Origin of the sequence: Bacillus sp. OTU2372, from assembly GCF_038440275.1 — a bacterium.
Classification (GTDB): domain Bacteria; phylum Bacillota; class Bacilli; order Bacillales; family Cytobacillaceae; genus Neobacillus; species Neobacillus bataviensis_B.
Window position 1 is genome coordinate 193948 of the sequence record NZ_JASATK010000005.1, and the last position, 24552, is coordinate 218499.

At 39.5% G+C, this 24552-nt stretch carries 21 protein-coding genes and 1 other RNA gene; 19 read left to right on the forward strand and 3 right to left on the reverse strand.

Features of this window, described 5'->3' with window-relative positions:
- Positions 1 to 24: 24 nt before the first annotated feature.
- The 5 genes from rnr (at position 25) to AAHB15_RS11650 (ending at position 6437) form a co-directional block, all read left to right on the forward strand.
- On the forward strand, positions 25 to 2340 hold the full coding sequence (gene rnr / locus AAHB15_RS11630) for a ribonuclease R (protein WP_446715861.1): 2316 nt from the start codon (positions 25 to 27) through the stop codon (positions 2338 to 2340).
- Between the two features lie 197 nt (positions 2341 to 2537).
- Positions 2538 to 3005, forward strand: a complete 468-nt coding sequence (smpB, locus tag AAHB15_RS11635) for an SsrA-binding protein SmpB (protein WP_098530321.1) — start codon at positions 2538 to 2540, stop codon at positions 3003 to 3005.
- Positions 3006 to 3174: 169 nt separating this feature from the next.
- Positions 3175 to 3509: a transfer-messenger RNA gene (ssrA, locus tag AAHB15_RS11640) on the forward strand.
- Positions 3510 to 4061: 552 nt separating this feature from the next.
- Positions 4062 to 4733, forward strand: coding sequence for a Dph6-related ATP pyrophosphatase (locus tag AAHB15_RS11645; protein ID WP_335571307.1), 672 nt, complete (start codon positions 4062 to 4064; stop codon positions 4731 to 4733).
- 273 nt (positions 4734 to 5006) lie between these two features.
- Positions 5007 to 6437 (forward strand): HAMP domain-containing sensor histidine kinase, encoded by a 1431-nt coding sequence (locus tag AAHB15_RS11650; protein WP_335574993.1) that lies wholly within the window; start codon positions 5007 to 5009, stop codon positions 6435 to 6437.
- Here the strand turns inward: AAHB15_RS11650 and AAHB15_RS30185 are convergent.
- Together AAHB15_RS30185 and AAHB15_RS11655 are read right to left on the reverse strand one after the other, a co-directional pair.
- Positions 6408 to 7097: a DUF2085 domain-containing protein gene (locus AAHB15_RS30185; protein ID WP_420491219.1), complete on the reverse strand. Its 690-nt coding sequence runs from the start codon at positions 7095 to 7097 to the stop codon at positions 6408 to 6410. The genes AAHB15_RS11650 and AAHB15_RS30185 overlap by 30 nt on opposite strands.
- 83 nt (positions 7098 to 7180) lie before the next feature.
- Positions 7181 to 7399, reverse strand: coding sequence for a hypothetical protein (locus AAHB15_RS11655; protein ID WP_098530317.1), 219 nt, complete (start codon positions 7397 to 7399; stop codon positions 7181 to 7183).
- A 318-nt stretch (positions 7400 to 7717) separates the two neighbouring features.
- On the opposite strand from AAHB15_RS11655, the gene AAHB15_RS11660 reads away from it, so the two are divergent.
- The 4 genes from AAHB15_RS11660 (at position 7718) to AAHB15_RS11675 (ending at position 11261) form a co-directional block, all read left to right on the forward strand.
- A complete protein-coding gene (locus AAHB15_RS11660; protein WP_335574994.1) occupies positions 7718 to 8758 on the forward strand; it encodes a polysaccharide deacetylase family protein in 1041 nt (346 codons plus the stop codon).
- A gap of 99 nt (positions 8759 to 8857) precedes the next feature.
- On the forward strand, positions 8858 to 9859 hold the full coding sequence (locus tag AAHB15_RS11665) for an AI-2E family transporter (protein ID WP_335574995.1): 1002 nt from the start codon (positions 8858 to 8860) through the stop codon (positions 9857 to 9859).
- Between the two features lie 179 nt (positions 9860 to 10038).
- Positions 10039 to 10272, forward strand: coding sequence for a hypothetical protein (locus tag AAHB15_RS11670; RefSeq protein ID WP_335574996.1), 234 nt, complete (start codon positions 10039 to 10041; stop codon positions 10270 to 10272).
- A 14-nt stretch (positions 10273 to 10286) separates the two neighbouring features.
- Positions 10287 to 11261: a cation diffusion facilitator family transporter gene (locus AAHB15_RS11675; RefSeq protein ID WP_335574997.1), complete on the forward strand. Its 975-nt coding sequence runs from the start codon at positions 10287 to 10289 to the stop codon at positions 11259 to 11261.
- Between the two features lie 123 nt (positions 11262 to 11384).
- On the opposite strand, the gene AAHB15_RS11680 is transcribed toward AAHB15_RS11675, so the two are convergent.
- Positions 11385 to 11897 carry an acyl-CoA thioesterase gene (locus tag AAHB15_RS11680; RefSeq protein ID WP_144566775.1) on the reverse strand — a complete coding sequence of 171 codons (513 nt, stop codon included), beginning with the start codon at positions 11895 to 11897 and terminating at the stop codon, positions 11385 to 11387.
- Positions 11898 to 12012: 115 nt separating this feature from the next.
- Between AAHB15_RS11680 and nadE the strand changes: the two genes are divergently transcribed.
- From nadE to AAHB15_RS11730, 10 genes are all read left to right on the forward strand, one after another.
- Positions 12013 to 12834 (forward strand): ammonia-dependent NAD(+) synthetase, encoded by an 822-nt coding sequence (gene nadE, locus AAHB15_RS11685; RefSeq protein WP_335574998.1) that lies wholly within the window; start codon positions 12013 to 12015, stop codon positions 12832 to 12834.
- Between the two features lie 194 nt (positions 12835 to 13028).
- Entirely contained in the window at positions 13029 to 14459 is a 1431-nt protein-coding gene (locus AAHB15_RS11690) for an amino acid permease (RefSeq protein WP_342042414.1), read from the forward strand.
- Between the two features lie 148 nt (positions 14460 to 14607).
- Positions 14608 to 15453, forward strand: coding sequence for an amino acid ABC transporter substrate-binding protein (locus AAHB15_RS11695; protein ID WP_335575000.1), 846 nt, complete (start codon positions 14608 to 14610; stop codon positions 15451 to 15453).
- A complete protein-coding gene (locus AAHB15_RS11700) occupies positions 15440 to 16138 on the forward strand; it encodes an amino acid ABC transporter permease (RefSeq protein ID WP_098530308.1) in 699 nt (232 codons plus the stop codon). Before AAHB15_RS11695 ends, AAHB15_RS11700 begins: the two co-directional genes overlap by 14 nt.
- A 24-nt stretch (positions 16139 to 16162) precedes the next feature.
- Positions 16163 to 16897: an amino acid ABC transporter ATP-binding protein gene (locus tag AAHB15_RS11705; protein WP_335575001.1), complete on the forward strand. Its 735-nt coding sequence runs from the start codon at positions 16163 to 16165 to the stop codon at positions 16895 to 16897.
- A gap of 313 nt (positions 16898 to 17210) precedes the next feature.
- Positions 17211 to 17756 (forward strand): NfeD family protein, encoded by a 546-nt coding sequence (locus tag AAHB15_RS11710; protein WP_335574959.1) that lies wholly within the window; start codon positions 17211 to 17213, stop codon positions 17754 to 17756.
- A 14-nt stretch (positions 17757 to 17770) separates the two neighbouring features.
- Complete coding sequence (locus tag AAHB15_RS11715) at positions 17771 to 19285, forward strand: flotillin family protein (protein ID WP_335574958.1); 1515 nt, start codon at positions 17771 to 17773, stop codon at positions 19283 to 19285.
- A gap of 371 nt (positions 19286 to 19656) precedes the next feature.
- On the forward strand, positions 19657 to 22068 hold the full coding sequence (locus AAHB15_RS11720) for an immune inhibitor A domain-containing protein (RefSeq protein WP_335574960.1): 2412 nt from the start codon (positions 19657 to 19659) through the stop codon (positions 22066 to 22068).
- Between the two features lie 387 nt (positions 22069 to 22455).
- Entirely contained in the window at positions 22456 to 23169 is a 714-nt protein-coding gene (locus AAHB15_RS11725; RefSeq protein ID WP_335574957.1) for a response regulator transcription factor, read from the forward strand.
- The gene (locus AAHB15_RS11730; protein WP_342042415.1) at positions 23147 to 24520 is read left to right on the forward strand and encodes a HAMP domain-containing sensor histidine kinase; all 1374 of its coding nucleotides are present in this window, start codon (positions 23147 to 23149) and stop codon (positions 24518 to 24520) included. The genes AAHB15_RS11725 and AAHB15_RS11730 overlap by 23 nt, the downstream gene beginning before the upstream one ends.
- The last annotated feature ends 32 nt before the right edge of the window (positions 24521 to 24552 follow it).

Consider the following 24552-nt stretch of genomic DNA (forward strand, 5'->3'; position numbering starts at 1 on the left):
CACATAGATAAGCTTTTGCAATATATGAGGGACGAAGCCTACAAACCATTAACGGTCCAGGAACTGGAGGAAGCATTTGGGATTCAGGATTCCGGAGACTTTAAAGAGTTCGTAAAGGCACTTGTTCAAATGGAAGAAAAAGGACTTGTCGTACGCACACGCAGCAACCGTTACGGGCTGCCGCAAAAAATGAATTTAATCCGCGGTAAATTAATTGGTCATGCAAAGGGATTTGCATTTGTTGTACCTGATGAACCAGGTATGGATGATATTTTTATCCCACCGAATGAAACGAATACCGCCATGCATGGCGATACGGTTCTTGCCCGTGTATCTACGGAATCATCAGGAACTCGCAGGGAAGGAAGTATCATCCGAATTATTGAACGAGGTGTCCAACAAATCGTTGGAACCTATGTTGAAAGCAAAAGCTTTGGCTTTGTGATTCCGGACGATAAAAAATTTGCCAGCGATATTTTTATTCCGAAGAATGCCTCCAAAGGGGCAGTGGAAGGACATAAGGTAGTCGTTAAACTTGTTACGTACCCTGATGGACGAAAAAGTGCAGAAGGTGAAGTTATTGAAATACTTGGCCATAAAAATGACCCTGGCGTAGATATTTTATCAGTCATACATAAACATGGACTGCCAATGGCTTTTCCTGATGATGTATTAACGCAGGCCAATGAGACACCTGAGACGATTGATGAAAGTGAACTAGCTAATCGCCGTGACTTACGGAACGAAACCATTGTGACGATTGACGGGGCGGACGCTAAAGACTTAGATGACGCGGTCACCGTTACAAAATTAGAGAACGGCAATTATAAGCTGGGCGTACACATTGCAGATGTCAGCTATTATGTTAAAGAGGGCACGCCGATTGACGTAGAAGCAGAGGACCGGGCAACAAGTGTTTATTTAGTAGACCGAGTGATTCCGATGATCCCGCACCGCCTCTCAAACGGAATTTGCTCCTTAAATCCTAAGGTGGATCGCCTTGTGTTGTCTTGTGAAATGGAAATTTCACCGGAGGGTACCGTTGTTTCCCATGAAATTTTTCAAAGTGTGATTAAAACAACGGAGCGAATGACCTACTATGATGTGAACCGAATCCTTACTGACAAAGATGAAGAAACACGTGCAAGGTATGAGTCGCTTGTCCCGATGTTTGAACTAATGGAAGAACTCGCAGAAGTTCTAAGAAACAAACGAATGAAGCGCGGGGCCATCGATTTTGATTTTAAAGAATCAAAAGTCTTGGTAGACGAAGAAGGAAAACCAACGGATGTTGTCTTACGCGAGCGGTCAGTTGCCGAGCGGTTAATAGAAGAATTTATGTTAGCTGCCAACGAAACCGTGGCGGAACATTTTCACTGGATGGAAGTTCCGTTTATTTACCGTATTCACGAGGATCCAAAGGAAGATAAATTACGGAGATTTTTCGAGTTTATTACTAACTTTGGCTATATCGTAAAAGGAACCGCTAACGATGTTCATCCTCGTGCACTGCAGGAAATTATTGAAGAGGTGCAAGGAAAACCAGAAGAAATGGTGATTTCGACTGTCATGCTCCGTTCGATGCAGCAGGCAAAATATTATCCTGAGAGCCTTGGACACTTTGGCTTATCGACTGAGTTTTACACTCATTTCACCTCGCCGATTCGCCGTTATCCGGATACGATTGTCCATCGCTTAATCCGTACCTATTTAATTGAAGGAAAAATCGATGAGGCAACGAGGGAAAAATGGAATGCCCGCTTGCCTGAAATTGCCGAGCATTCTTCGAAAATGGAACGTCGTGCAGTAGATGCTGAACGTGAAACGGATGAATTGAAAAAAGCGGAGTACATGGAGGATAAGGTTGGTGTCGAATATGACGGCATCATCAGCTCTGTGACTAACTTCGGCATGTTTGTGGAGCTGCCAAACACGATTGAAGGTCTTGTGCATGTCAGCTATATGACCGATGATTATTATCGTTTTGACGAGCGGCATTTTGCGATGATTGGCGAGCGAACCGGAAACGTGTTCCGGATTGGTGATGAAATTACGGTTCGGGTCGTTAAGGTTAATAAAGACGAACGTTCGATTGATTTTGAAATTGTCGGCATGAAAGGGACTCGCCGCGAGAGACCAGAAACTACAAGAGTCTTTAGTACAGGCAGTGATACACGGAAACCGCGCCGAAATAAACAGCAAGGCGAAGCAAAACAAGGTCGAAGCAGAAACGGACAAAAGTCTGAATCAGGCGGCGGTCAGGGCGGCAAGTCCAAAAATAAACGCAAGTTTTACGATAATGTACCGAAATCCAAGAGCAGAAAGAGAAAAAATAAATAATAGGAAGAGGGGCCTTACTGCAGGGCTCCTTTTCACTGTCCAGGTCCTGAATCTAAAATGGGGTTCGGGTTCAATATGGCTTGCGCCACTAGGAAAAAATGAACTACTTTTTTCCCTGTTCAAGGCGCTTCCGCCTTTCTAATTGTACAGGCTATTATATTCTGCTAAAATAAATCCATAGAGTTGAGGTGATATAAATGCCAAAGGGTGTAGGAAAGGTAGTCGCGCAAAACAAGAAGGCTTACCACGACTATTTTATCGAAGAAACGTACGAGGCGGGAATTGTTCTTCAGGGGACTGAAATTAAATCGATTCGTGCCGGGAAGGTCAATCTGAAGGATGCATATGCAAGGATCCAAAATGGAGAAGCGGTTCTGTTTGGAATGCATGTGAGTCCTTATGAGCAGGGAAACATTTTTAATCACGATCCATTACGAACGCGCAAACTGTTACTTCATAAACGTGAAATTAATAAACTGCTTGGAGAAACAAAAGAAGCAGGTTATGCCCTTGTGCCGTTAAAGTTATATTTAAAAAATGGCTTCTGTAAGGTTTTAATTGGTCTAGCAAAGGGTAAAAAGAATTATGATAAGCGTGAATCGTTAAAGCAGAAAGAGGCAAAGCGTGAGATTGAAAGAGCCTTCCGTGATCGTCAAAAGATGTAATTGGAAAATATCTTACAAATAGTTACAATTGAAAAATGCTCTGAGTGTGTTATAATAAGTTTGTCGCTGATAAGGCGGCACAATCTTTTGCTCTAACATTCGTTCGAGCATCCTAACGTCTGCTGCTAAATCTTTAAGTAGATTTCAGCTCATTTTATAATGGGGACGCTACGGATTCGACAGGGGTAGTTTGAGCTTAGGTTGCGAGTCGAGGGGATCGGCCTCGTTAAAACGTCAAAGCCATAACTGGCAAAACTAACAAAACTTTCGCTTTAGCTGCTTAATAGCGCTTAGCGGTTCGCCCCTCCATCGCCCATGTGGTAGGGTAGCGGACTCACTTTAAGTGGGCTACGCCGGATTCCACCGCCTGAGGATGAAGGAAGAGAATAACCAGGCTAGCTGACCGGACGCCGGTCGATAGGCAAAAGGATCAGTGAAACGCCAATATATCGACTACACTCGTAGATGCTTAAGTGCCGATATCTTTGGACGCGGGTTCGATTAATTATTAGTCGCCTTGTGTGGTAACATACAAGTGATAATCTGGCTTTATCGGTGAAACCTAAGTCGCTTTTGGCGATAGGGCAATGCCGAGCGGTATGTGAAGTAATTCAACAGCCGTGTATCGACTTATAGGCTGCCTTGCAATAAGGTAGTACTAGGATGCGATTCCTGCCTTGAAGAGGTAAATTTATGTTTCGCATAAGACGCCAGAGGGCCTGTTTTTGGACAGGTTCAAGATATAGTCAGTGCCATGTCGAAAGCATGGAAGAGCACGTCCCGCCGTCTCCACCATACATAGGTGGATAACAAGACTAGCAGAAAATTGCTGGTCTTTTTTTTATAATTAAAAAAATTCTTCTTCAAGAATTTTAACAAATGATCAGACTTGGAAACCCTCCAAGTCTTTTTTAGTGTCTATTAGCACTTGAATCGGAGGCAGTTGCTCCCCAATTAAAGAAAAGACATGCAAGTAGTAGTAACAACAAATATACTTTAATATTAGATTAGGATAACCATTAGATCATTGCAAAAATAATAGGGAGGAAGAGTAATTTGAAACGGGTTGTTATTTCTTGGAGTGGCGGAAAGGATTGCTGTATGTGTTTAGACAAAGTTATCAAACAAGGTTACCAAGTTGTAGGATTAATCACCATGGTTTCTGATGTTTTTAGGAGAACATGTGCTCATGGTATTCCGATAGATATTGTAAAAAAACAAGCTGAAGCATTACAAATACCTATCACTTTTATAAATTCTACACCTGATTATGAAAATCAATTAGTCAATGCTCTTAAGGACTTGAAGGAAAATCAAAATGTCGATACGGTGATTTTTGGATCCCTTTATGTAGAGACGGATCGACAGTGGAACGAGCAAGCTGCTGCGAAAGCGGGGCTTAACTCGGAATTTCCACTTTGGATTTGTGCAGAAGAAATAGGCGAGTTAGTCAAAGAATGGTTGCAGTTAGGTTATAAGGCCATTATTTGTAGAGTGAAAGATGGTTATTTAGACAAGTCTTGGGTGGGGACAAATCTAAACACTAATTTCTTCTCTCATGCTAGCCATTCGGATATTTGCCCGATGGGGGAAATGGGGGAATTTCATACATTTGTTATTGATGGGCCCTTATTTAAAAAGAGATTAGGAGTGACTGATACCGATATTGTATTAAACAGTGGCCTCTGGTCATTAGATATTAAAGAGTCAAATTTAGTAGCTAAATAATCTACCATTTAGATTTAGCAAATAGGTTGCTCATTCGTTGAAAAATTTGAAAAGTAGAAACAAACTATAATGAATAACTTTTACCTATTGAAATAACCTGTGACTATTTACCCTTTTTTAGTATAATTTATTAATAATATATTTATTGGAAGGTAATCGTTATGGGAAAAATAGTTGTAACGGGATATGGGGTCAAAGCACCAAAAACAAATTCGCCAAAACTAAATAATGCTTTTGAATATATAAGAAAATATAAATAGAGTGGTGAATGGTTTGATCATTGCATTTTTAATCGCTATTATTGGAATGATTCCTGTGGTATTAGCGATTTGTGTTATAAAAATATATAAAGGTTCAGAATTAGCAACTGCCTTATTTCTTTATATGCTCTTCATCAGCTTTTGGCAGTTGGATGTAGCCGTTTTGTATTTGGATGGAATATTTTCGAAAAATCTAATCATGTTGCTTTTCAGACTGTTTAGAATAGGAACAACCTTTATGGTCCCCATCGTATTTTACTTGGCTTATATATTAATAAAAAAACATACGGCCAACTTTAAAAACAAGACATATTATCAGTTTTTATTATCCATATTTAACCGAAAAGTATTATTCTTTTTAGTAGTATGGAGCTCCATTATCTATATGATCAACATGACAAGACTTGGAATAGTAGATATAAAAGAAGTAAAAATATTACATTCTACTACTTATTTTTACTTTCCAGAGTATGGACCACTCCAATTCTTATATCTTTTCCATACGGGAAGTCTTATCATTTTTGTCATTTTTACTTTTATTATTTCTAGACAAATTCAAAATATCTATTTAAAAGGTTTTTTAAGTACATTTTCCTTTTGTACTTTTTTATTGTTTGTTTTTGGTTTTTTAAATTTTATCCCAGGAGCCGGAGCTTTATTTAGCAGTTTAGGTATTATTATCTTTTCTGTGATTATTGTTTTTTCGTTTATAAGAATGCATACCATGCTGACAGTGAATTTTAATCGGTTATTGGAGCGCCAGAAGAAACTCGATAATGCTGGGAATCTCACCGCCAGTTTAGTTCATGAAGTTAAAAATATACTGCAAATAATAAACGGATATTCAAAATTATTAAGTGAATTAAAGACTTTACCTAGCGAAGGTAAAAAGATGAATGAAATGATTCAATCCGCTGCACTGCAATTGGATGAATTAGTAAAAAATTACACCGGATACTTGAAATATAAATCGATTGAATTTAATATGTTGGATCTAAATGAAATAATTGAACAAGCAATCGAAATATCTGAAGAATTTTTACAAAGAAATGCTGTAAAAGTTACTTTTGAAAAAAAATATAGAACTCTTAAAACATATGCAAATCAAACGTATTTAAAACAAGTATTTGTTAATTTAATAAAAAATAGCTCGGAAGCTTTTCCGAAAGGAAGATCGATAAGAGAGATAATCATTTCTACCGATATCAAAATAGATCGCATCTTTATTCATTTGATTGATACCGGAAATGGAATACCGGAAGACAATTGGGAAAGTATTTTCGATCCTTTTACTTCTTCTAGAAAAGAAGGGTTAGGTTTAGGACTACCATTTGTAAAAAATATCATTATGGAACATCGTGGAGAAATAAAAGTGGTGGATAGTGGTCCGAATGGAACCCATATTCAAATTATTTTACCCCAGTATTCTTTTAGTGATTTTTAAAGAAAAATTTAATAATGTCAGTAAATTCGAATTTTGTAGCAAGGTATGTAAATAAGATAATGAACAGAGAAAAACAATACTAGTTGCGAAAGAAATAATACTCTTTAAGAAGGTTTGTTTCACAAACGGAAATAAGAAGGACACACATAAACTAAACCACACAACAATGGATAAAATAATTAAGCTGTCCCAGAAGTAATAAGGAAATACTTCAAAATAAATTAATCCACCTAGGATACTGCTAAACAAGAGGGGAACAAAAAAATCCCTTCTATTTTTTATAACAGGTTCACATGCTTGGGCTTGTGACTTTCCCAAATATATCGGATAAAGAAAATAGGGGAGAACAAAACCGAAGCAAATCCCAGATATTAATCTTCTTACGTTATTACTTTGAAATAAATGGGTGTATGACCCTAGTCCATCAAAGATCATAGGCACCATAAAGAATAATAGAAGAAAACTTACTTTAATTGTGGGAATTGAGATTATTGATTGCCTTTTCACGATATGTAAATATAATAAGGTTGAAAAAATTCCGATATAGATCCCTGTATCTCTGGCACAAACGGAAAGTGCTGCTCCTGACACATAAAGAGTACGTTCTTCTAACTGGTGGCAAATGGCCCTTCCGAAAAAGTTTAATACCTCATGGATCAAATTGTATTCACCCCCTAAGTGAAGAACCCAATTTTATCATTATGTAAAATTGGGTTCCTGAACGTCTGTTTAATGCCTTAACTTTAGTAGCCTGAAAACGCTGGCATGATTGACAATGCCGATGCGGCAAACCAACAAATACAGCTTAAAACCATCACAACGATCGCGATAATTAAACAGTTCTTCCCGACAACTTTCTTCTCAGGATCCTGATCATTCATCCAAATAATCCCGACAATAATCCCAACAATTGGAATAAGTATCGATAGAATATAAAAAAGTGCTTTTTGTCCACCTGACACTCATTTCACCTCCATCAAGATGCATAAGATTATGGAATAGGATAAAAATCTTGTTTCAATGATATGTATGTTAAACGGTAGTGTAATTTGCCTGTACTTCTTTTAGAAATTTCAGATTTATTTCTCCGTATATCCCCCCTTTTTTACTTTTAATTGGTATAATATGTTAGTAAAACTTGTAATATGTAGAGTGACTAAATACCTGTGACAAAAGTATAATTTAATAGAAATGTAATATTTTTAATAGATTTGAAACAATTATTTAGGAATTTCGTCTATAATGGGGAAAGTGAAAAAACATCAAAGAGGGTATGTAAAATGCGAAATCTAAAAAAAGGTTGGTCCAAAAGGACACTTGTCGTCCTGCTGGCTATTGGATTCGTATGCACAGGGGTATTCTTGAGCCATCATTTTCAGGAAAAAACGGTAAATCAACCTATTAATCATTCAAAAAATGAAACTATTAAACGTGCGATAGCGAAAGGACCGGCACCGGAGGAAAACATTTGGGACACCGATGATATTAGACTTGAAAAAGAACGAATACGCAAGCAGCAAGAGCAAGCGATTGCGTGGAGAAATCAACAAGCGCGAGAGAAAAGTAACGTAAAAGTATCGACTACTACAGAACCTGCCACAAACGCTACAACTTCTTCAGAGCAGCCAACAAAGGAATCAAAACCAGCGCAATCTGAACAACCGAATACACAACCAGCACAGTCTGAACAACCGAATACACCGCCAGCTAATCCAGTTCCGCAGAAAACCGTTTATTTAACATTCGATGACGGCCCGTCAGTATTTTCCGGCCAGATTATAGCCCTACTGGAAAAATATCGTTATAAAGCCACCTTTTTTATGATTGATGGTAATATTCGCCGTTATCCAAATGCAGTTAAATTAATGGTTCAGTCTGGAGAAACGGTAGGCTTGCATAGCGTTTCGCACAATCCGAAGATTTTTTATGCTTCCGCGGCATCTATCATTGCGGAATTAACGCAAAACCGTAATACGTTAAAAGAAATTTCCGGTGTAGATTCCTATATAATGAGAACCCCATATGGCAGTGTTCCGTATATGACAGAGGAATATCGAAAGGCTGTTCATGATAATGGATATTTAATGTGGGATTGGAATATTGACAGCAGAGATTGGGATTATAAAGATGCGAGATATGTGAACAGTGTCATCACGCAATTAAATCAATTGGCTAATCACAATGGTCCTATCGTTATTTTGCTGCACGAACGGAGGGAAACGTTAGCCCATTTACCACAGCTGCTTGATTTTCTATCAAAACAGGGCTGGATGAGTAAAGGAATTGACAGTTCGATGACACCGGTTCAATTTAAACCGTAAAAGAAGACTAAAACCGACAAAATACGGTAAAGATTTGATATAATTAAAAAAAGTGTAAAAACTTATACTAGTAAACATAATGGGGTTCGATCAGTATCTATGATAAATAAACTTATGCAGAGCAGTGGATTTAAGAGAATTTCTATTTTTGTTCTCATTGCCCTCGTTTTATATGCAATGAGATCGATGATTAATTTAATTTTACTTACCTTTATTTTTACCTTTTTAATGAATCGTTTAGTCCAATTCATCGAAAAAAAGATCCCGCTTAATCGCCGGTTAATTGTGGTCATCTCTTATGCCTGCATTGTCGGGCTGCTTTCCTATTGTTTCGTTATGTATTTGCCGATGATTATTCAGGAAATTACCGCCCTAATCAAGCAGTTAACGGCTTTTTACACGGCCAAGCACGATAATATTATTTTAAATTATCTTGTGAACCGGATGGAAGAAATTAAAATCTCCAGTTACCTGGAGCAAGGATTTACTTTCTTGATTAAGTATTTTACGGATATTAGCAGTGTTACCTTACAAGTCTTATTGGCCTTGCTGCTAAGTATTTTCTGCTTACTAGAAAAGCCTCGCTTAATTGAATTTACAAAGAAATTTAGGAACAGTAAAATCTCTTCTATTTATGAAGAAGTTGAGTTTTTTGCCCGGAAGTTTGTTGGGACATTCGGTAAGGTGATTGAAGCACAATTAATTATCGCGGTAGTCAATTGTATCTTAACGACGATTTCCTTATGGTTGTTAGATTTTCCGCAATTAGGCGGCTTATCAATAATGGTTTTTGTTTTGGGATTAATTCCTGTTGCGGGGGTTATTATTTCATTAATTCCGCTTGTGATTATCGCTTATAGTATCGGTGGTTTAATGAAGGTTCTTTATGTGGGAATAGCGATTTTTATCATTCATGGAATTGAGGCCTACATCTTAAATCCAAATTTAATGAGTTCAAAAACGAATCTACCTGTTTTCTATACCTTCATTGTCTTGATTTTTTCCGAGCACTTTTTTGGTGTATGGGGCTTAATTATCGGAATCCCCGTTTTTGTTTTCCTTTTGGATGTTTTAGAAGTGACAGATCATAAAAAAGTTTAATTGAAAAAGCCCAAATCATGGGCTTTTTTTATTTACATCCAGCTTCAGCGCCTAGGGGCTCGGGGGCATAAGCCCCCAGGGGAAAATGAACTACTTTTTCCCTGTTCAAGGCGCTTCCGCTTTTGGTCTTTGAATCTTTTCTGTTATCCTAGACGTACATAGTTGAGGAGGAGAGAAAAATGAGCGAATGTAAATTGAATCACACTCAGGAAGAGGTAAAAAATAAATACGAATCCCAAGCAGCTTTTTTACCGGAAGATATGAAGGATTTATTTAAGCAGTTTTTTGCAAAAGAACATTCACAGGAACTATTGAATGAAGTGTTCCATTTATTGAAAAAATATGACTTAGCATCAATCACAGAAAAAAATGAACGAAATAACCGTTTAAATATGGTGCTAAAAAACGTTTAGGAAATGAGGATTGGATGGGAGAATTATTTCAATTATTAAAACGAGGGAATAAATCAGCTTTTCTGGCTGCCATTATTAATACCATTATTGCGATAATCAAAGGTGTGGCCTTTCTTTTTACAGGGAATGTGGCCATGTTTGCCGAAACGATGCACAGCCTTGGCGATGCGGCTAATCAGTTCTTTGTGTTTATCGGTTCAGCATTAAGTAAAAAGGCACCGACAGAGAAATATCCTAATGGCTTTGGCCGCTTGGTTAACCTGGTTCTATTAGGGGCAGTGTTAATTGTTGGGGTTATGGCGTTTGAAACCATTAAAGAAGGCTACCACCATATTATTCACCCAACGGAGTCCAGTGGTTTTCTAATTAATATTCTTGTGTTAGCATTAGCAACCGTGCTCGAAACCTTTGTCTTGTTTAAAGCGATGAAAGAAATTTTACACGAAATCGAGATAGAGGCAAAAGGTCTAAACGTATTTACGATGGCCTTCGCCAATTTGGGACGGGCGAAGCCGGCAACAAAGCTTGTGTTTATGGAGGACATGGTGGCGACTTTAGGCGGCTTGTTAGCCATTATAGCTGTTGTTATAGCCCACTTTACCCCTTTACATCAATCAGAAGGTGTCGCCTCTGTTTTAATTGGTGTGATGATGCTCTTTGTTGTTGGAAAGGTCTTTTTAGATAATGCAGCCGGGGTTATTGGGCAAGCTGATGAGGAAATGGAAAATAAAATTGGTGTACTCGTGATGGAGGACCCGGATGTAAAGGATATTCAAGATATAACCGTGATTAAAGAGGGTGAAGACCTGCACGTTGAGCTGGAAATTGAGATTGACCCTCAATTAACGGTTGCCGCCGCCGATGATATTAAGGACAGAATACATGAAAAAATTATGGCTGAAAAAGGCGTCGTTGATGTCACGATCGAGATTGATGAAGCGGATGACGTCATGACATGGCAAAAGTCAGCACCAACTAAACAATCATAAGAAAGGTTCACGAACAGATCGTGAACCTTTTTTATGTCGCGCTTCCACTTTTCTATGTTGTCTAGCTTCGGCGCCTAGGGGCTCGGGGGCATAAGCCCCTGATCAAGGCGCTTTCGCTTTTCTTTATTCCCAGGGCTTATGTGTGGTAAAGACGCTGGCGAGTTCTTTACTGCTTTTTCGATGTTCTTTCCGTTTTTCTGCCCGGTCTTTACCGGTTTCATACAGCTTTTTCTCTTCTTCCGTTTCCGGGATGATCGCAGGAACCCTTGTCGGTTTTCCGCTTTTATCTAAGGCAACAAAGGTTAAAAAGGCTGTCGCAGCAATTTTTCGAGTACCGGACATAAGATCTTCAGCAATCACTTTAGCGAAAACTTCAATTGAAGTCGTACCCGTATTCGATACAAAGGTTTCAATGCAAACAGAATCCTTCGGTGTAATCGGACTAAGGAAATCCACTGAATCAATGGAGGCCGTTACACACTCTGCTCTTGAATGACGTACAGCGGAAATCGAAGCAATCATATCGATATCACTGATCAGCTTTCCACCAAACAAGGTATTATGGTTATTTACATCGTTTGGAAAAATTCGGCTTGTTCGAACGACTCTTGTTTCATTGCATGTTTTTGCTTCCATATGATCCCTCCAAGTTTTATTTTGTCCACAAACTGATTTTTCTTGTTTCATTTAGTGAAATGAAGTGAAATGTGGTACATTACATATATCAGTTAATTGGTGAGGAGGTCAACAAATGAGTTTGCAAGCACAAATTATGAAAGATTTAAATGTAAATCCCAGCATCGACCCGAAGGAAGAAATTCGCAAGAGGATAGATTTTTTAAAAAATTATTTGGTAAAAACGAAGGCGAAAGGGTTTGTATTAGGGATAAGCGGCGGACAGGATTCCACATTAGCAGGACGCCTGGCCCAGCTGGCAGTGGAAGAATTACGTACAGAGGGAACAGCGGCTACGTTTATTGCAGTGCGCCTGCCATATGGAGTTCAACAGGACGAGGAAGATGCTATGCGCTCGTTAGCCTTTATAAGGGCAGATCGTGAGGAAGTTTTTAATATCAAAAATGCAGTTGATGAAGTACAAAATGAATATAATGCCAGCATTAAAGGGGATCAGCTAAGTGACTATCATAAAGGGAATGTCAAAGCGAGAATGAGAATGATTGCCCAATATGCGATCGGCGGCATGGAAGGTCTGCTCGTCATAGGTACAGACCACGCTGCAGAAGCCGTGACAGGTTTCTTTACTAAATACGGGGATGGGGGCGCTGATCTCTTGCCGCTGACAGGCTTAACCAAGAGGCAAGGGAAGGCTTTGCTTAAGGAGCTAGGCGCAGATGAACGACTATACTTAAAGGTTCCGACTGCTGATCTCCTCGATCAAAAACCAGGACAAGCAGATGAGACCGAATTAGGAATTACATATGATGAACTTGATGATTATTTGGAAGGGAAACCTGTTTCACCAGAAATTGCAGACAAAGTCGAGAAACGTTATATCCTAACTGAGCATAAACGGAGACTTCCGGCCAGCATGTTTGATGAGTGGTGGAAATAAGGTAATAAAAGAATAGAAAAAGGAGATGGCCTTCTGAGGCTGTCTCCTTTTTTGTGGTAATACTTTAGTGAGATAAAATTTCCCATTGACTAACACCTCAATAGGTTTTATATTGGATGAGGTTCATTAATATTCATACATTTAAAACATTTAAAACATTATTTTAATATAAAAGTTCGTCGAGGAGGATAACCGTGGGGAAATCAAATAAATTAGGATTCTGGGTGTTAACTGCCCTTGTCATTGGGAATATGGTTGGCTCAGGTATTTTTATGCTGCCTCGCTCCCTGTCAGAAGCAGCTAGTCCAGCCGGTGTGATTTCGGCTTGGCTCGTTACAGGCTTAGGCGTTCTGATGCTGGCCTTAGTTTTTGGCAGCTTGGCGATTCGTAAACCAAATTTAACAGGCGGCCCGCAACTCTATGCAAAAGAACTATTTAAGCCTGGTTCTCATGCATCCACTTTATCTGGATTTATGTCTACCTGGGGTTACTGGGTTGGAAACTTAGCTGGGAACATTGCGTTGATTACCACTTTTGCCGGATATTTATCAACCTTTTTTCCAATCTTAACAAGCGATGCAAACTGGTTTACAGTCGGTAATTTCACTCTAAAAGTAGGTAATGGCCTAACATTTCTAGTCTGTTCCTTACTGCTTTGGGGTACCCATTTTATTATCCTGGGTGGGATGGAAAGTGCGGGGAGATTAAACTTCCTTGCTACTGCAGCAAAAGTAGCTGGTTTTGTCTTCTTTATAATTGTTGGTTTGTTTGCGTTTGAACAGAGCAACATCCTGCCGTTTATGGCTCCGAGAATGGATGAAGCTGGATATGCTATCGGTATTATGGGGCAAATTAACGGTGCTGCAGTCAATACCTTATGGGCATTTATTGGTATAGAGTCAGCCGTCGTATTTGCTTCCCGTGCCAAAAAACAATCCGATGTAAAAAGGGCCACCATTTTAGGATTATTTATTGCACTGGGTATCTATATTGGTATCAGCACCCTTGTGATGGGGATGCTAGACCAAAACACGCTTATTCATTCTGATAAACCATTAATTGATGCCATTCAAACTGTTTTAGGACCAGTCGGCGGAAAATTATTAGCAGGGATTGGATTAATTAGTTTGTTTGGTTCAACCATCGGCTGGTTAATGTTAACTGCGGAAGTTCCTTATCAAGCAGCGAAACAAGGATTATTTCTGCCAGCATTCCTAAAAGAAAACAAAAAGGGTCTGCCTGTTTTTTCAATGATTGTATCCAACGGAATAGGCCAGCTATTTATTTTTTCTACCGTTTCAAAATCCATCTCAGGAGCATTTGATTTTGTCATTGTCATTGCGACCTTAGCCTATTTAGTACCGTATCTTATTTCATCAGTCTATCAGCTAAAGTTAGTGGTAACAGGAGAGACGTATAAAGCAGGAAAGCAGAGAATGGCAGACGGTATGATTGCTTTACTGGCAACCGTTTATTCCGTTTGGGTGATTATAGCAGGTACAGCAGATCTTAAAACGTTTATGTATGGTATGATTTTGCTTGCTAGCGGTATTCTTTTCTATCGGCCAAAAACAAAAAAGAAAAAGTCGGCCGATCAGAAAACAAAACGTGCATTATCTGCTTAACCTATCAGAATTTTTCTGATAGGTTTTTATTTTTTATAAAAGGGTAAAATAAGGATGCTTCATATAATCATTTCTTTTGACAGTTGCTAGAGGTTGTAATAAAATAAGTAAATCCGATAAAAATAGTAAGAATTAGGGGGTTTAAAACATGAAAAAACTAATGGTAATTTTTGCACTGCTCCTAAGCTTTATGTTCGTACTTTCAGCATGTGGAAAAAATGATGAAAAGGCCAAAGAGGATCAAAAGAGAGCTGTAAACACGAAAGACAATGACAAAACTGCGGATAATCAAGATTTATTGAAAAAGATTCAAGACGATGGAAAGATCACAATTGGTACGGAAGGTACATATCCGCCATTCACTTTCCATGATACAAGCGGTAATTTAACTGGATTTGATGTTGATTTAGCAAATGAAGTGGCAAAACGTTTAGGTGTAAAAGCAGAATATAAAGAAACTCAATGGGACGCTATGTTTGCAGGTTTAGATGCAAAACGTTTTGATATGATTGCCAACGAGGTTGGAATTCGCCCAGACCGTCAAAAGAAATATGACTTTTCTGATCCCTATATTACGTCAGCCGGTGTCCTCATTGTTAATACTTCTAACACTAAGGTGAAAAAATTTGAAGATATTAAAGGCTTAAATGCTGCCCAATCATTGACAAGTAACTACGGTGATATGGCAAAAAAATATGGAGCCAATCTTGTTGGAGTAGAAGGATTTCAGCAAGCCGTTGAATTGTTAACACAAAAACGTGTCGATGTGACGATTAACGATAAGCTTACCTATTTAGACTATAAAAAACAAAAGCCTGATGCACCAATTAAGATTGCCGCAACGGCAAATGATGCGTCTTCAAGCGGATTTATGTTTAGAAAGAATAGTGACAAACTCGTTGATGAAGTCAATAAAGCCTTAAAAGAGATGGTTGACGACGGCACTTATAAAAAAATCTCAGAGAAATGGTTTGGTGAAGATGTACTTAAATAGTATTTTTGCTGATCCGGAACGAACAGCAAGGTTAATTGATATTGCAAAAAGTTCCCTCCAGCCTCTGCTGGAGGGGGCTGTTTTTTATACGATCCCGTTAACGCTTATTTCATTTGTGATTGGGATCATACTGGCCATTCTTACGGCATTAGCCCGAATTTCAGAGGTAAGAATATTTCAAATCATCGCTCGAGTGTATGTTTCAGCGATTCGTGGTACTCCATTGCTTGTGCAATTATTTATCATTTTTTACGGACTGCCTAATCTCGGGATCACGTTAGACCCGTATATTTCGGCGGTCATTGGTTTTTCTTTAAGTGTCGGCGCCTATTCGTCCGAAATTATCAGAGCGGCAATTTTATCAACGCCAAAAGGACAGTGGGAGGCTGGCTATTCAATTGGCATGACCTACTGGCAAGTACTTAGAAGAATTATCCTGCCACAGGCTGCAAGGGTATCCGTTCCGCCTTTATCCAATTCATTCATTAGTCTTGTTAAGGATACTTCGCTGGCTTCACTGGTATTGGTTACAGAAATGTTCCGCCGCGGTCAGGAGATTGCTTCCACCAACTACGAATTTTTATTAGTCTATTCAGAAGTAGCACTCATTTATTGGGTTATCTGCTTTTTCCTTTCCATCCTTCAAGGGTACTTGGAAAAGAGACTGGGCCGCTATGGGGCTTAACTTAAGGAAAAAGGGAGTGTTATCATGATTAAAATTAATGGTTTGTATAAACAATTTGACCAGTTACAAGTGTTAAAAGGGATCGATTTAGAAGTGGAAAAAGGTAAAGTGGTTGTGGTGATCGGGCCGTCTGGTTCTGGGAAAACAACGATGCTCCGCTGTTTGAACGTGTTGGAAACACCAACGAAAGGTGTTATTTCGATCTCAGGTCAAAGTTTAGATTTTTCAAAAGCAGTTCCAAAGAAAGATATTGCTTCATTCCGCCGCTTAACCGGTATGGTTTTTCAAAGCTATAATTTATTCCCGCATAAAACAGCCCTTGAAAACGTGATGGAAGGGCCAATTGTTGTGAAGGGAGTAAACAAGGAGACAGCTAGGAAAAAAGCAGCAACTCTACTGGAAAAAGTCGGGCTGGCTGATAAGCAGGACTATTATCCGGCACAGCTATCAGGCGGTCAGCAGCAACGTGTCGGGATTGCCAGGGCGCTCGCGATGGAGCCGGAGGTTATGCTGTTTGATGAACCTACCTCCGCACTTGACCCAGAATTAGTCGGTGAGGTGTTAAAAGTAATGAAGGACCTCGCAGCAGAAGGAATGACGATGATTGTGGTTACCCATGAAATGCGCTTTGCCCGTGAAGCGGCAGATGAAGTGATTTTTATGGACCAAGGTGTCGTTGTTGAACGAAATAAACCGGACGAAATTTTTACGAATCCAAAAGAAGAACGGACGAGAAAGTTTTTGAATATGATTCAATAAGGTGCTGTAGCTCATGTAGCTATGGCATTTTTTATTTTCCTCCAGCTCCAGCGCCTAGCCCCTCGATGGTCTACAGACGCTCAGGGAATGAAGGCAAAGAAAGCCCCCTGAGCGTCTTGCTTGTCGGGGCAGTTCAAGGCGCTTGCGCTTTTGTTCTTTTGGATAAATTAGTTAAAATTTGTGAAACTTTTCCTTTCCCTAGTTCGTATTACTTAGTATATTAAACAAGTAAGAAAGAATATCTATACATGACTGCCTATTAAACTTGAAAAATTCTTCTTATACCCTTACTAAAAAATAAGGATGGATGCCAATGGAACCTTTCAGCATTCCTTTAGAAACCATTTATTTATACGCCTTAATTATTTCAGGTGTCATCACTGTGTTGTACGTATTGTTTGCGGACGTCTTTCATTTCCATGGGGCAGGGGAAGGTCTGGATTTTCTAAATCCAGTATTAATTTTTGCTTTTGTAACGATTTTGTCTGCGAGCGGATACTTATTTGAAAATCTGTCTTCCTTACATTATTTACTTATACTCGGGATATCCGCAGTGATTGCGTTTATTGTTGTTACATTTTTAAATGTATTTGTTCTTGTGCCGGTATCTAGGGCCGAGGAATCACTTGTCTACAAAGAGTCGGATTTGCAAGGAAGGGTTGGTACTGTCATAACGCCAATTCCCGCTGATGGGTATGGAGAGGTGATGATTGATAGTACGAGCGGCCGGATTGCCAAACCTGCAAAAAGCTTTGACGGTGATATCATTCCGAACGGTACAAGCGTATTAGTCGTCCAGGTGAAAAACGGTGTACTTGAAGTGACCGTTTATCAACAATTAGAGAATTTTACTTTTTAGGAGGTTGTAAGAAGATGGGAATGATTTGGATTATTATTGGGGTTGTCGTACTTATTCTTCTGGCATTAATTGGTGTATTTATTACCAAGTACAAAACCGCAGGACCTGATGAGGCATTAATTGTGACTGGCAGTTTCCTAGGGAATCGTAATGTCCACGTGGATGAATCAGGTAATAAAATCAAGATTATCCGCGGCGGTGGGAGTTTTATTTTACCAGTTTTTCAACAAGCAAAACCATTAAGCTTGCTATCTAGCAAACTAGAAGTAACCACTCCGGAGGTTTATACGGAGCAAGGGGTACCCGTCATGGCGGATGGAGTTGCAATTATAAAAATTGGCGGGTCGATTAGCGAGATTGCAACAGCCGCAGAGCAGTTTCTAGGAAAACCGAAGGAAGACCGTGAAAACGAAGCAAGAGAAGTGCTGGAAGGTCACTTGCGGTCAATCCTTGGCTCGATGACGGTCGAAGAAATTTACAAAAATCGTGATAAGTTCTCCCAAGAGGTCCAGCGAGTTGCCTCCCAGGACTTAGCAAAGATGGGTTTAGTGATTGTTTCATTTACGATTAAAGATGTTCGTGATAAAAACGGCTATTTAGACTCTCTAGGGAAACCGCGGATTGCTCAAGTTAAACGGGATGCAGATATTGCGACTGCAGAGGCAGAAAAGGAAACGCGGATTAAAAAAGCAGAAGCAGCTAAGGAAGCGAAACGGAATGAATTAGAGCGAGCGACGGAAATTGCGGAAGCAGAGAAAATTAATCAGCTGAAAATAGCCGAGTTCCGCCGTGAGCAGGATATTGCCAAAGCCCGAGCAGACCAAGCGTATGATTTGGAAAGTGCAAGGTCCAAGCAGGATGTAACCGAGCAGGAAATGCAAATTAAGATTATAGAGAGACAAAAGCAAATTGAACTAGAGGAAAAAGAGATCCTTCGCCGTGAACGTCAATATGATTCTGAAGTGAAGAAAAAAGCGGACGCTGATCGTTATTCAGTAGAGCAATCAGCGGCGGCTAATAAAGCCAAGGAAATAGCTGAAGCTGAGGCTAATAAATACCGGATTGAAGCAATGGCAAAGGCCGAGGCAGAACGGATCCGTCTCGATGGTCTGGCAAAAGCGGAAGCACAAAAAGCACAAGGTTCAACAGAAGCGGAAATTATCCGCTTAAAAGGTTTGGCAGAAGCGGAAGCAAAGGAAAAAATTGCCGAGGCTTTCGAACAGTTTGGTCAAGCTGCTATTTTGGATATGATTATCAAAATGCTTCCGGAGTACGCAAAGCAAGTGGCTGCCCCGTTATCCAATATTGATAAAATTACCGTTGTTGATACAGGCGGTGCTGCGGGTGGAAATGGCGGTGCCAATAAAATTACTAGTTATGCTACCAACTTGATGGCTACCCTGCAGGAGTCTTTGAAGGCTTCGAGTGGTATTGATGTGAAGGAATTAATTGAAAACTACTCTGGTAAATCTAATGTAAGAAAAAGCATTGAGGAATTAACAGACGAACTAAAAAATAAAGCTGAATAAACCTATGGAACCTTATCACAATGCTGATAAGGTTTTTCTGTGTACATTAATAGAATAAATTGGTGGTGTTACTATTGGATTATTTTTCAATAGGCAAAAATAGTACTAAAAACTCAAATTTCGAATTCCGGAATTTTAGTTTTTAGTAGATTAAGTAGTTAAAAGAGGAAAAAAGAGTAAAAAGTTATATTTACTGGGATTGTTAGCGCGGTTATATACCTATAATTTCATGCTGGTTATATGGTTATGGGAATAAATATCTATTGTTTTATAGTAATTTATCATTATATTTCCATTATTTACAATATTTATACTAGTCTGATAAAATAGTAGAGCACTGTTCTTCTAGTGGAACAATGCGTTATATAAAAATGGGGGGGAATAAACAGGTGAAGAAAAAAAATACCTTAAAGGTCTTATCCAGCCTTGCCGCTAGTACCATGGTAGCAACGACCATGTTTGCAGGCGCATTTGCTGGCAGTACGGTTGCACCAAAACCGGCATCTGCGGCAACAACGGTCTCATCCGCACCAATTGATTTGAATGTAGTTGATTTGGATCGCCTTGGTAAAGCATTACAAAAAAGAGGACTCGTTGCAAAGAATGCAACACCTGCAGAAATTACAAAAGCAGCAAAGGCCTACATAGAGAAAAAACAGGGTCAAAAGCTAGGTAAGGCAGAAAAAGGTCAAACTAAGGAACAACAGGAATTAGACAAAAAAGCAAAAGACTTTCTTACTAAACAAAAGGACAAGCTTGCTAAGCAGCTAGCCAAAGGTCATGAAAACTTTAAAAAGGGCAAGCCCAATGGGGCAGTTAAAGTAGATTCTGCGAAACAGGCTGCTTATAACGGAGATGTTCGAAAAGATGAAGTACTAGTTCTTTTAGTTGAGTATGCTGACTTTAAGCACAATAATGTCGAACAAGAACCTGGGTATATGTTTGCAAGTGACTTCAGTAAAGAACACTATCAAAAAATGTTATTTGGCGATCAAGATTTTACCCTTTTCAATGGTGACAAGGTAAAAACGTTTAAACAATATTATGAAGAACAATCTGGCGGCAGCTATACCGTTGATGGAACTGTTTCCAATTGGCTGACTGTACCGGGAAATGCGGCTGATTACGGCAGCGATAACCCAGATGGTGGAAACGATAATAAGCCAGGTACAAAAGGACCACGCGGACTTATTAAGGATTCCTTAAATGCTGCGGTTGCATCTGGAATTAACTTAGCAGATTTTGATAATCTAGATATCTATGACCTTGATGGTGACGGAAATATTAACGAGCCAGACGGCTTGGTTGACCACTTGATGGTTATTCATGCTGGTGTTGGTCAAGAAGCTGGCGGTGGAGCTCTTGGTGATAATGCAATCTGGTCACATCGCTGGACATTAAATGGTGTTTATCCTGTTGCTAATACATCAGCTTCAGTTGATTACTGGGGCGGAAACATGGCTGCCTATGATTATACGGTTGAGCCAGAAGATGGCGCAGTCGGTGTATTCGCTCACGAATATGGGCATGATTTAGGGGCTCCGGATGAGTATGATACTCAATATACTGGCAATGGCGATACAGTTGCACAATGGTCCATCATGAGCGGCGGCAGCTGGAGCGGTCATATTGCTGGTACGCAACCGCCAAGCTTCTCCCCGCAAGTGAAAGAATTCTATCAAAAAACAATCGGTGGCAACTGGGCTAATATTTCTGAAGTAAACTATCAAGATATTGATAACAATGGTTTAGCCACAATTATCGATCAAAGTGTTACAAAATCTAAGAATCCTGGTATCGTGAAGGTGAACTTACCTGAAAAGAAGGTTCCTGGAATTACACCTGAGTTTGGTGCAAAGTACTATTACAGTACAAAAGGTGATGACCTAAATACAGTACTTGAAACTCCAGTGTTTGATTTAACAAATACATCAAGTGCTACATTTAACTACAAGCAGTGGTTTGAAGTAGAGTACGACTATGATTATCTGTACGTGGATGCTGTAACAGAAGATGGTACGAGCACACGTCTTGATATTCTAGGAGATGAAAACACTGCAGACGGTTTAGATTCCTCAAAAGGTCAGTGGGTAGACAAATCCCTTGACTTAAGCCAATTCTCAGGAAAAAAAGTTAAACTAGTATTTAATTATGTAACTGACGGCGGTCTTGCACCAAACGGTTTTGCTATTGACAACCTACAATTAACAGTAGATGGACAGGTGAAATTCTCAGATGATGCAGAAGGAACACCACAAGTTACATTAAATGGCTTTGAAGTATCTGATGGCTGGATCAAAAAACCTCATTACTATTACCTAGAGTGGAGAAACTACGCTGGTTCAGATACAGCTCTTCAATACTCGCGTGACGCAAAATATAATACTGGTTTAGTAGTTTGGTATGCTGATGATACATTTACTGATAACTGGGGCGGCGTTCATCCAGGTGAAGGCTTCCTAAGCGTAGTGGACTCTCATCCAGAAGCGCTTGTATTTAAACTAAATGGTGTTAACTCCATTGCTCAAACGACTCGCTACCAAGTTGCAGATGCTGCCTTCTCATTAGATAAGTCACCTGCATGGGATGTTAATTCACCTACACGTGGAATCTATGATTACAATGGACTACCAAGTGTAACTGAATTTGATTCTACAAAATCTTATATTAATAATGTTATTCCTGATGCCGGAGTTAAGGTCCCTGCACAGTATCCTATTAAGGTCCAAGTCATTGGCGAAGCAAAAGACAACTCTGCTGGCGCCGTTTGGATTCACAAATAAGAAATAGAAAGAGACATTGGGATTTCCCGATGTCTCTTTCTATTATTTATATGAAAGTTTCAAGCGGTTGATCTCCATTTCAATCAAAATGCTTAAGTTCGGCAAAAATACAGTCAATCAAAAAAGTGGGTGTCCCAACGACCGGGACACCCTTTATATAGTAGAGAGGTTAATTTTGGGATGAGTAAGATGGCTGAAAACCAATGTACTCGATCGATAAAGAGCCGATCACCGAAACTTTGGGGAGTTCGAGGTGTCATCTTCTCTTTACACGATTATCTTAGCGAAAAAGATTGAAGATGTTATGAAGAAGTTGTGGTGAATTTGTGAAGTTACAAACATCACAGACCTCTGATGGTATAGTAAAGGTATGAGGAGTGATGATTCGTGAAGATTCTTTTAGTGGACGATGAACGCAGAATAGTAGAAGTCCTCGAAGCTTATTTAGAGAGAGAGGGCTATGAAATCCATAGCGCAGATAATGGGATAGATGCTTTGAAAAAGGCAAAAACAATCGAACCGGATCTAATGATTCTTGACCTTATGCTGCCTGATATATCTGGTGAAGAGGTTTGCCGGCTGGTGAGAAAAGAGTCTGATGTTCCCATCCTTATGCTGACAGCGAAATCGGCAGAGGATGATCGTATCAACGGAATCGTCATGGGTGCTGATGACTATTTAACCAAGCCCTTTAGTCCAAGGGAAGTTGTTGTTCGGGTTCAAGCCATCCTTAGACGCGTCAAAAAGGCAGATAAAGTGGAAGAACGACTTGAATTTAATGGTAAAAAACTGTCCATTGATTTAGTCAAAAAAGAAGTAAAAGTAAACGGTGAAGATGTGACGTTAACACCAATCGAATATAAATTATTAACCAATATGGCTGTCAATCCTGGTCGTGTTTACAGTCGAATGGATTTGCTTGAAAAAATTCAGGATGAAGGTATGTATTATGAAGGATATGAACGAAGTGTAGATACCCATATCAAAAATCTCCGTAAAAAAATAGAACTAGATTCACGGCAGCCTGACTTTATCGTCACTGTTTTTGGGATGGGCTATAAATTTGGAGGGGTACTAGATGCTGCAAACGCTACGGTCTAAGATCCTTTTTTATCTAGTACTCATCTCGATGATTGGAATTCTAATTGTCAGTTTTTTTATCCAATATGGATTTGAAGAAAGCTTTAATAGTTATTTAGATCGGAACCGTGAAAAAAAGATTGATAGAATTATCACCGAGATTGAGAAAGACTATCGAAAAAATGGCCATTTCACGAGTGACCCGGTGTATGGACTGCTCCATGAAAATGCGATGACAGACCAGCTTTATTTCCGGTTATATGACCGATTTGGGAAAATGCAGATGGATACGTCCAGTATCCGCGGCATGCTAAATAGCTTTGGATTAACGGAACCGGAGCCAGATGGAGAAAACTGGCATAGTAAAACCTATACTTTGAAAGTAGACAACGCTATTATCGGCAAGCTGGTAGCGATTTACCCAGAAGGCTTAATTGATGATGAATACACCTTTATTCAAACCATTCAATTGTATATATTGGCGGCAGTTTGCTTAACGATTGTTTTAGCGATCGTCTTTAGTATGATCTTTTCTAAAAAACTAACTTCTGGTCTCAAGAAGCTCTCGTTTGCAGCAGGTGAGCTGCAGCAGCATAATCTTGATATCCGCATACCTTTAAAAGGTCTGCCGACGGAGGTCAAGCAGATTGCCGTTTCCTTTAATAATTTGGCTGAGTCATTAGCAAAGGAAGAAATCCTTAGAAAGCAATTTACAGGCGACCTCGCTCATGAGCTGCGGACGCCGCTTGCCACATTACGAAGTCAAATTGAAGCTTTCCAGGATGGGATTTGGGAGCCAACGGCACAGCGTTTGCAGGTAAGTCATGAAGAGCTGATGCGTTTAGTAAGACTGGTAAACGAATTAGAAAAGCTGCTTGCAGCGGAGAATCCGCAAATAAGACTAGATAAAATGGAACTTGAGGCAGGTAGTGTATTAGCGGCCTTATGGGAAATGTTTTTACCTATTTTTAAAGAAAAGGGTGTCGGTCTGCAAATTGAAGAACCCCTTCAGGAAGAAATATTTGAGGCAGATAAAGATCGGCTGATGCAAATTTTATCAAATGTACTTAATAATGCTCTGAAATACACACCGGAAGGGAAAAATGTAACGATTTCGGTTGTGACCGACAAAGAAGGGTACGTTGGTTTTAAGATTCAAGATGAAGGCTCCGGTATGACGGAGGAGGATATCCCCCATATTTTTGAACGATTCTATCGAGGCGACAAATCCCGTGACAGAAAAACAGGCGGAGTAGGAATCGGTCTCTCCATTGTGAAGGCCTTAATGGATGCCCATAAAGGATTTATTAAAGTAAAAAGCAGGGTCAAGAAGGGAACAAGCATTACCTTATGGTTTCCGCAGGAAGAGTAAAGGCCGCAATGTTGTGAACGGCCTTTTTTTTC

What these genes read in the sequence shown, in the direction of transcription:
- rnr (WP_446715861.1), top strand. Translation starts at nt 25, where the DNA reads ATGAGGGACGAAGCCTACAAACCATTAACGGTCCAGGAACTGGAGGAA.
- smpB (WP_098530321.1), top strand. Translation starts at nt 2,538, where the DNA reads ATGCCAAAGGGTGTAGGAAAGGTAGTCGCGCAAAACAAGAAGGCTTAC.
- AAHB15_RS11660 (WP_335574994.1), top strand. Translation starts at nt 7,718, where the DNA reads ATGCGAAATCTAAAAAAAGGTTGGTCCAAAAGGACACTTGTCGTCCTG.
- AAHB15_RS11665 (WP_335574995.1), top strand. Translation starts at nt 8,858, where the DNA reads ATGATAAATAAACTTATGCAGAGCAGTGGATTTAAGAGAATTTCTATT.
- AAHB15_RS11670 (WP_335574996.1), top strand. Translation starts at nt 10,039, where the DNA reads ATGAGCGAATGTAAATTGAATCACACTCAGGAAGAGGTAAAAAATAAA.
- AAHB15_RS11675 (WP_335574997.1), top strand. Translation starts at nt 10,287, where the DNA reads ATGGGAGAATTATTTCAATTATTAAAACGAGGGAATAAATCAGCTTTT.
- AAHB15_RS11680 (WP_144566775.1), bottom strand. Translation starts at nt 11,897, where the DNA reads ATGGAAGCAAAAACATGCAATGAAACAAGAGTCGTTCGAACAAGCCGA.
- nadE (WP_335574998.1), top strand. Translation starts at nt 12,013, where the DNA reads ATGAGTTTGCAAGCACAAATTATGAAAGATTTAAATGTAAATCCCAGC.
- AAHB15_RS11695 (WP_335575000.1), top strand. Translation starts at nt 14,608, where the DNA reads ATGAAAAAACTAATGGTAATTTTTGCACTGCTCCTAAGCTTTATGTTC.
- AAHB15_RS11700 (WP_098530308.1), top strand. Translation starts at nt 15,440, where the DNA reads ATGTACTTAAATAGTATTTTTGCTGATCCGGAACGAACAGCAAGGTTA.
- AAHB15_RS11705 (WP_335575001.1), top strand. Translation starts at nt 16,163, where the DNA reads ATGATTAAAATTAATGGTTTGTATAAACAATTTGACCAGTTACAAGTG.
- AAHB15_RS11710 (WP_335574959.1), top strand. Translation starts at nt 17,211, where the DNA reads ATGGAACCTTTCAGCATTCCTTTAGAAACCATTTATTTATACGCCTTA.
- AAHB15_RS11715 (WP_335574958.1), top strand. Translation starts at nt 17,771, where the DNA reads ATGGGAATGATTTGGATTATTATTGGGGTTGTCGTACTTATTCTTCTG.
- AAHB15_RS11720 (WP_335574960.1), top strand. Translation starts at nt 19,657, where the DNA reads ATGGGGGGGAATAAACAGGTGAAGAAAAAAAATACCTTAAAGGTCTTA.
- AAHB15_RS11730 (WP_342042415.1), top strand. Translation starts at nt 23,147, where the DNA reads ATGCTGCAAACGCTACGGTCTAAGATCCTTTTTTATCTAGTACTCATC.